We start from the raw sequence: 1,520 nt of genomic DNA, 5'->3' as shown, positions 1-1,520 counted from the left end.
ATGCCCGTCGCCCAGTTCGCTGAGTTCCTCGCGCAAGCGGTTTCCCGGCGTGGTCGCCCAGATTCGGAGTAATTATTATTAAGCGTGAAATGAGACAAGATAAACGAGCTGCACCGAAAGCCCCGATCAACGAGAATATCTCGGCACGCGAGGTTCGGTTAATTGGCGCTGACGGCGAGCAGATTGGCATCGTCTCGATTGATGAAGCGCTTCGTATCGCTGAAGAGTCCAAATTGGACCTGGTGGAAATCTCCGCCGACGCAGTCCCGCCTGTTTGCCGGGTGATGGACTACGGCAAATCGATCTTCGAAAAGAAGAAGCAGATTGCTGCGGCGAAGAAGAACCAAAAGCAGATTCAAGTAAAAGAAATCAAGTTTCGTCCAGGGACGGAGGAAGGGGATTACCAGGTAAAACTGCGCAACCTGGTACGTTTCCTGAGTGATGGGGACAGGGCCAAGGTATCCTTGCGATTCCGCGGCCGTGAGATGGCCCACCAGGAGCTGGGGATGGAACTCCTCAAGCGGGTTGAAGCTGACCTGCTCGAGTACGGTTCGGTCGAACAGCATCCTAAGATGGAAGGACGCCAGCTGATCATGGTCATCGCCCCGAAAAAGAAGAAGTAATCAACAGGGCACGGCAGGCCTTCTGATTATGTTTATCAACTGAATGCGGAGTATCCGAACATGCCAAAGATGAAGACTAAAAGTGGTGCTGCTAAGCGGTTTCTGAAAACTGCTAACGGTATCAAGCACAAGCACGCTTTCAAGAGCCACATCCTGACCAAAATGTCGACCAAGCGTAAGCGTCAACTGCGCGGTAGCAGCTTGCTGCATCCGTCTGACGTGGCAAAAGTCGAGCGCATGCTGCGCCTTCGTTAATTTTTGGATCAAGAATAGAGGAAGTAACTCATGGCTCGTGTAAAGCGTGGCGTCATTGCCCGTAAGCGTCACAAAAAAATTCTGAAACTTGCTAAAGGCTACTACGGCGCGCGTTCACGCGTATTCCGTGTTGCCAAGCAAGCGGTAATCAAGGCAGGCCAATACGCCTACCGTGACCGTCGTCAGAAAAAACGTCAGTTCCGCGCTCTGTGGATCGCTCGTATCAACGCTGGTGCACGTGTTAACGGTCTGTCCTACAGCCGTTTCATCGCTGGCCTGAAAAAAGCGTCCATCGAGATCGACCGTAAGGTTCTGGCTGATCTGGCAGTGAACGAAAAAGCGGTGTTTGCCGCGATTGTCGAGAAAGCTAAAGCCACCTTGGCTTAAGTACCCCCGACAGTCACCCTGGGTTGCTCCTGCAGCCCAAGGTGGTGAACGTCTTAAATAGGGGAAGAGCCTTCAAGCTCTTCCCCTATTTTGTATCTGGAGTCTGTACATGGAAAACCTGGACGCGCTCGTCGCTCAAGCTCTTGAGGCTGTGCAAAGCGCTGAAGATATCAATGCCCTGGAGCAAATCCGGGTTCACTACCTTGGCAAAAAGGGTGAATTGACTCAGGTGATGAAGACCCTGGGGAATTTGCC

General features: G+C 52.2%; 4 protein-coding genes and 1 pseudogene. All 5 read left to right on the top strand.

The window, feature by feature from the left end; translation table 11 throughout:
* A partial coding sequence (locus tag CFE47_RS31935; protein ID WP_502695548.1) for a hypothetical protein occupies window positions 1-72 on the top strand: 72 nt, incomplete at its 5' end.
* The gene (gene infC, locus CFE47_RS31170; RefSeq protein ID WP_169850653.1) at window positions 72-623 is read left to right on the top strand and encodes a translation initiation factor IF-3; all 552 of its coding nucleotides are present in this window, start codon (window positions 72-74) and stop codon (window positions 621-623) included. The genes CFE47_RS31935 and infC, both read left to right, overlap by 1 nt.
* A gap of 60 nt (window positions 624-683) precedes the next feature.
* Window positions 684-878 carry a 50S ribosomal protein L35 gene (gene rpmI, locus CFE47_RS31165; RefSeq protein ID WP_002553160.1) on the top strand — a complete coding sequence of 65 codons (195 nt, stop codon included), beginning with the start codon at window positions 684-686 and terminating at the stop codon, window positions 876-878.
* 30 nt (window positions 879-908) lie between these two features.
* The gene (gene rplT, locus CFE47_RS31160) at window positions 909-1,265 is read left to right on the top strand and encodes a 50S ribosomal protein L20 (protein ID WP_007913489.1); all 357 of its coding nucleotides are present in this window, start codon (window positions 909-911) and stop codon (window positions 1,263-1,265) included.
* 109 nt (window positions 1,266-1,374) lie between these two features.
* Window positions 1,375-1,520, top strand: a pseudogene (locus tag CFE47_RS31155) (phenylalanine--tRNA ligase subunit alpha); the annotation flags it as partial.

Source organism: Pseudomonas sp. PGPPP1 (assembly GCF_002255865.1).
In the GTDB taxonomy this organism is placed as follows: Bacteria; Pseudomonadota; Gammaproteobacteria; order Pseudomonadales; family Pseudomonadaceae; genus Aquipseudomonas; species Aquipseudomonas cremoris.
Note: the sequence above shows the minus strand (reverse complement) of the source record. Positions and strands in the feature narration are given on the sequence as shown.

Excerpts from the sequence above, each read along its gene's own strand:
- rplT (WP_007913489.1), top strand. The coding sequence starts at position 909 with ATGGCTCGTGTAAAGCGTGGCGTCATTGCCCGTAAGCGTCACAAAAAA.
- rpmI (WP_002553160.1), top strand. The coding sequence starts at position 684 with ATGCCAAAGATGAAGACTAAAAGTGGTGCTGCTAAGCGGTTTCTGAAA.